The 5,395-nt window shown below is 70.0% G+C and carries 7 protein-coding genes; 3 read left to right on the forward strand and 4 right to left on the reverse strand.

The window, feature by feature from the left end; all coding sequences use genetic code 11:
* Positions 1 to 521 (reverse strand): alpha/beta fold hydrolase (locus tag G3I65_RS35025; RefSeq protein WP_160699901.1); only part of this gene is annotated, 521 nt, incomplete at its 3' end.
* The gene (locus G3I65_RS35030) at positions 518 to 1,426 is read right to left on the reverse strand and encodes a diiron oxygenase (protein ID WP_163046805.1); all 909 of its coding nucleotides are present in this window, start codon (positions 1,424 to 1,426) and stop codon (positions 518 to 520) included. The genes G3I65_RS35025 and G3I65_RS35030, both read right to left, overlap by 4 nt.
* Before the next feature lie 55 nt (positions 1,427 to 1,481).
* On the opposite strand from G3I65_RS35030, the gene G3I65_RS35035 reads away from it, so the two are divergent.
* The gene (locus tag G3I65_RS35035; protein ID WP_160699903.1) at positions 1,482 to 2,252 is read left to right on the forward strand and encodes a TetR/AcrR family transcriptional regulator; all 771 of its coding nucleotides are present in this window, start codon (positions 1,482 to 1,484) and stop codon (positions 2,250 to 2,252) included.
* Positions 2,249 to 2,566, forward strand: coding sequence for a DUF4873 domain-containing protein (locus tag G3I65_RS35040; RefSeq protein ID WP_160699904.1), 318 nt, complete (start codon positions 2,249 to 2,251; stop codon positions 2,564 to 2,566). The genes G3I65_RS35035 and G3I65_RS35040 overlap by 4 nt, the downstream gene beginning before the upstream one ends.
* Before the next feature lie 47 nt (positions 2,567 to 2,613).
* On the opposite strand, the gene G3I65_RS35045 is transcribed toward G3I65_RS35040, so the two are convergent.
* Positions 2,614 to 2,844, reverse strand: coding sequence for a DUF3107 domain-containing protein (locus G3I65_RS35045; protein WP_125307071.1), 231 nt, complete (start codon positions 2,842 to 2,844; stop codon positions 2,614 to 2,616).
* Between the two features lie 119 nt (positions 2,845 to 2,963).
* Positions 2,964 to 3,617 carry a ferritin-like fold-containing protein gene (locus tag G3I65_RS35050; RefSeq protein ID WP_160699905.1) on the reverse strand — a complete coding sequence of 218 codons (654 nt, stop codon included), beginning with the start codon at positions 3,615 to 3,617 and terminating at the stop codon, positions 2,964 to 2,966.
* 417 nt (positions 3,618 to 4,034) lie between these two features.
* Here G3I65_RS35050 and G3I65_RS35055 point away from each other — a divergent pair.
* On the forward strand, positions 4,035 to 5,395 hold a 1,361-nt coding region (locus G3I65_RS35055), incomplete at its 3' end, for a DEAD/DEAH box helicase (protein WP_203612603.1).

Raw genomic sequence — 5,395 nt, forward strand, 5'->3', positions numbered from 1 at the left:
AGCCTCGCCAGCAGGCGGGCCAGCCGCGGCTCCAGGCGCGTCACGCTCCGCCCGGCCAGGCCGGGGAACCCCAGCGTCAGCTTGTCCATGTCCCCCGACGACGTCGCCACGAACGCCGCGCCCGCCAGCCGGTCCCGGACCAGCGACGGGTGCCGTTCGGCGAGCACCATCAGCGTCATGCCGCCCATCGAGTGCCCGGCGAGCACCACCGGCCCTTCCGGGACACGCGAAGCGATCAGCTCGGCGAGGTCGTCGGCCAGCCGCGCGATCGTGGCCGAGCCGGGGCGCGCGTGCGCCGAACCGCCGTGGCCGCGCAGGTCGTAGCGCAGCACGCGCACGCCCGGGTCCAGGTGCGGCAGCACGAAGTCCCACGTCCGGTGGTCCTGCGTCCAGCCGTGCACCAGCACCAGCGTGACCGCCGAGCTGGCGGGACCCGATTCCGCGACGTGCAGCGCGGCGCCGTCGCTCGCGACGAACCGGTGCGCGAGCGAGGGGTCGCGCAGCCGCGACGCGGTGGTCACCGGCCCGCCGGGAGCAGGAACGACTTGCGCCAGAAGTACTTCCCGGGCAGCCCGACCAGGCCGGACTCCTGCAGGAACGGCATGATCTTCTCCCCCGCCCACGCGATCGTCCCCTGCCAGTGCGGGTTGTTCAGCGCCGCTTCGACGCCGTCGCGCGGCCGGATGCCGACCGCCTTGTAGACGTTCGGGTTGATGAACGCCCGCGTCACGAAGTACGAGACGAGCGCGATGATGAACTGCTGGTAGGCGATCTCGGCCTTCGACAGCTTCGCCATGCCGCGCGTGACCTCTTCGCGGGCGAAGGTGACGTGCCGGGCCTCTTCGAGTACGTGGATCCGGTTGACCATCCGGACCAGCGGCTGCACGCCTTCGTCGTTCATCTGCTCGCGCTGCAGCCGGTCGAGGACCTCTTCGGCGACCAGGATCGCGCCGTAGCGCGCCGGGCCGTAGGAGATCGTCGGCATCAGCTTCGCGAGGCGCCGCAGCCACGGCACGGGGCCGTAGGCGGGGCAGCCGATGCGCGACGCCATCCGCGCGAACATCGTCGAGTGCCGGCATTCGTCGGCGATCTCGGTGAGCGCGAACTGGGCGTGCGCGGACGTCGGGTCCTCTTCGTAGACCTCCTTGAGCAGCATCTGCATCAGGAGGATTTCGAACCACAGTCCGGTGGTCGCGACACTGGCGACCTCGTGCTTGCCCAGCTCGATGCGCTGTTCGGGGGTCAGCTTGTCCCACAGTTCGGTGCCGTAGAGCGAGGAGCGCTCGTCCAGGATGAACCGCTTGCCCTCGACGAGCGGCGCGGTCCAGTCGATGTCGACGTCCGGGTCGTAGAACTTGTTCGCCGACGACTTCAGCAGGCGGTCCGCGGTCTTCTCGCGGTCCGGTTCCTTCAGCGTCCGCGTCATTGCCGACACCCCTTCCGCAATGTGTAACTTGAGGTAACAGTTACCTGTGCGTAGCATGACCCCCGTGATCGAACGTGTCAAGCGCTCCGGCAAGCCGTCCAGCAAGGCCTCGCGCGACGAGGAGACGACCGGTGACGCCCGGCGCGACCGCTGGCGCAAGCACCGGATCGCGCGGCGCAAGGAGTTCGTCGAAGCGGCGCTGCGCGCGCTCGACACGCACGGCCCCGACCTCGGCATGGAGGACGTCGCCGCGGAGGCAGGCGTCACGAAACCGGTGCTGTACCGGCACTTCGACGACAAGGCCGACCTCTACGTCGCCCTCGGCCAGCGCGGCACGGAGATCCTCTTCGAGCGGCTGATCCCGGCGATCAACGCCGAGCTGGCGCCGGTGCCCCGGATCCGGATGGCACTCGACGCGTTCTTCACCGTGATCGAGGAGCACCCCAACCTCTACCGGCTGCTCGCGCACGGGCGGCCGGAGAAGCCGGTGTCGTCGGACGTCGTCGCCGAGGACAAGGAACTGATCGCGTCGGCGCTGACCGCGCTGCTCGGCGACTACATGCGGATGTTCAACATGGACTCCGGCGCGGCCGAGCCGTGGGCGCACGGCATCGTCGGCATGGTCCAGAACACCGGCGAGTGGTGGCTGGACCGCCGCTCGATGGGCCGCGACTCGGTCGTGGAGTACCTGACGCAGATCATCTGGGCGGCGATCGACGGCCTGACCCGCCAGAACGGCGTGGTCATCGACCCGAACCTGCCCTTGGAAGCCAACAAGGTGGTCCAGCTGGGCCGCGCTTCGGAGCAGGCGGAGGAGACGTCATGAGCGAGCACGACGAAGACGGCTACAGCGGTTCGGCCACGCTGGTGGTCGACGGGGTCTCCGTGCCGGCGACGGTGGAGCTGCGCGGCTACTTCCAGCCGATCGACGGCTACTACCGCTGGTACGGCCGGGTGGCGGTGAACGAGGAGCTGGCGAAGCTGGCGGGCGGCAAGAAGAAGCCGGTGACGATCCACGCCGGCGCCCACACCGCGGACGGCGAGCTGTCGGATCCGGACCCGTGGGGCCGCTACCGGATCATGGGCACGAGCACCCCGCCGTTCCACGTGCCGACGTCGCTGGAGGAACTCAACGCGTGAAGGCCACCCTGGGGATGTCCCCGGGGTGGCCTTCGTGCCGCGATGGGTCAGTCGCCGACGCCGAAGCCGACCTTCCGGACGTCGGACGGGGCGATCTCGACGTACGCGATGCGGTCGGACGGGACGATGTACTTGCGCCCCTTCTCGTCGCTGATGCGGAAGAGCCCGTCACCGGCCGTCAGGGCCTCGGCGACCAGCTTCTCCACCTCTTCGGGAGACTGGCCACTGGACACCACCAGCTCGCGCGGTGTGTCCTTGATGCCGATCTTGACCTCCACGTGGGACCTCCGCTGGAAATTCGTAAGGGATGTGCTCGGCAAGGCTAACCGAACGGGCTCGTTCCGGTGGCGCATGACCGCGCCTGACCGCGTCGTCAATTCCGGGTACTCCATCGGGGTCAGCCCAGGCCGAGCGCCTGCATGCGCTTGGTGTGCCCCTGTTGCAACCGCCGGAACAGCGCCGCAATTCCGGAGAGGTCGCCGGAGCCGCCGATGATGAGCTCGGCCAGGCCGTCGCGTTCGGCGACGACGTACTGGGCCTGGGTCAGTGCCTCGCCGAGCAGGCGGCGGCCCCACAGGGCGAGTTTGTCGCGGGTCTTGGGATCGGCTTCGATCCCGGCGGCCACTTCGCGTTCGGCGAAGGCGGAGTGGCCGGTGTCGGCGAGGACCGTGAGCACGAGGTCCTTGGTCTCCGGGTCGAGCCAGCTGGCGATCTCCCGGTAGAGGTCCGCGGCCAGCCCGTCGCCGACGTAGGCCTTGACCAGCGATTCCAGCCACGACTTCGGCGGCGTCGAGGCGTGCCAGGCGTCGACCTGGGCCACGAACGGCGCCATCGCTTCCTCGATCTTGACGCCCTGGGCGGCCAGGTGCTGGGCCAGCAGCCCGTAGTGACCGATCTCGGCGGCCGCCATGGTCGCCAGCGCGGCGCGCCCGGCCAGCGTCGGGGCACTGCGGGCGTCCTCGGCCAGCCGGTCGAAGGCGGACAGTTCGAGGTAGGCGATCACACCCAGCAGGTCGACTACGCCTTCGGAGATCTCTTTCGGGTCGGTCACGGCGGTCAGGGTATCGCCGAAGCACCCGGGCGTGCCGCGACGAGACCGATCCCACTGGTTCCGGCGCGCCGGGTACTGTCGAAAAACTGCTGACCAGGTACACTGCGTTTGATATCGAAGCTTCCGTACGCCATACCGGCGTCGGGAACAGGCAGGTCACGTTGGCTTGCCGACGTACTGCAATGTGCGTGCACGCCTCTTCCGGCATTCCCGGGGCGGACCGGTTCCGCGCTCCAGATCAGCGCCAGGGACCAGGGTTTACTCCCGGTCGAGTGTCGAGCGGACCCACGGCTGTGCGCGCTGGTCACGAGAGAGGCGATCACCCTGACCGCAGAAATTCCCACAACCGAACAGACCCCCGCCGTCGCGCTGGAGCACAGCGAGACCGGCCCGGCCGCGCTCGACACCTCGCACCCGCTGCAGGCGGGCGTCGAGGTCGAGCCCGAGGCCCCGACCTTCGCGTCCTTCGGCGTCAAGCCGGAGATCGTCAAGGCACTCGGCGAGGCCGGCATCGAGCGTACCTTCGCGATCCAGGCGCTGACGCTCCCGCTGGCGATGGCCGGCGACGACCTCATCGGCCAGGCCCGCACCGGCATGGGCAAGACGCTGGGCTTCGGCGTCCCGCTGCTGCACCGCGTGCAGGTCCCCGGCGACGGCACCCCGCAGGTGCTCGTCGTGGTGCCGACCCGCGAGCTGTGCATCCAGGTCGCCAACGACCTCAAGGGCGCGGGCAAGCACCTCGGCATCCGGACACTGGCCATCTACGGCGGCCGCCCGTACGAGCCACAGATCGAGGCGCTGCGCAAGGGCGTCGACGTCGTGATCGGCACCCCGGGCCGCCTCCTGGACCTGGCCGAGCAGCAGCACCTGGTGCTGGGCAAGGTCCGCGGGCTCGTGCTGGACGAGGCCGACGAGATGCTCGACCTGGGCTTCCTGCCCGACATCGAGCGCATCCTGCGGATGGTGCCGGACGAGCGGCAGACCATGCTGTTCTCGGCCACCATGCCCGGCCCGATCATCACGCTGGCCCGCACGTTCCTGCGCCAGCCGACGCACATCCGCGCCGAAGAGAACGACGCGAGCGCGATCCACGAGCGCACCACCCAGTTCGTCTACCGGGCGCATTCGATGGACAAGCCCGAGGTCATCGCCCGCGTGCTGCAGGCCGAGGGCCGCGGCCTGACGATGATCTTCAGCCGCACCAAGCGCACCGCGCAGAAGGTGGCCGACGACCTGGTCGAGCGCGGCTTCGCGGCCGCCGCCGTGCACGGCGACCTGGGCCAGGGCGCCCGCGAGCAGGCGCTGCGCGCGTTCCGCTCCGGCAAGGTGGACGTGCTGGTCGCGACCGACGTCGCCGCGCGCGGCATCGACATCGACGACGTCACGCACGTGATCAACTACCAGTGCCCGGACGACGAGAAGACCTACGTCCACCGCATCGGCCGCACCGGCCGCGCGGGCCGCACCGGTGTCGCCGTCACGCTGGTCGACTGGGACGAAGAGCCGCGCTGGAAGCTGATCTCGGACACCCTCGGGCTGGACAAGCCGGAGCCGGTGGAGACGTACTCGTCGTCGAAGCACCTGTACGAGGACCTGGGCATCCCGGAAGGCACCACCGGCCGGCTGCCGCTGGCCAACCGGACCCGCGCGGGCCTGGCCGCCGAGGAGGAAGAGGACCTGGGCGGCAAGAAGCGCGGCCGCGGCCGCGGCAAGCCCGGCGAGGATGCCGAGGACGCGCCGCGCAAGCGCACCCGGGCCCCGCGCAAGCGCACCCGCGG

This window comes from Amycolatopsis sp. SID8362, assembly GCF_010550475.1.
In the GTDB taxonomy this organism is placed as follows: domain Bacteria; phylum Actinomycetota; class Actinomycetes; order Mycobacteriales; family Pseudonocardiaceae; genus Amycolatopsis; species Amycolatopsis eburnea.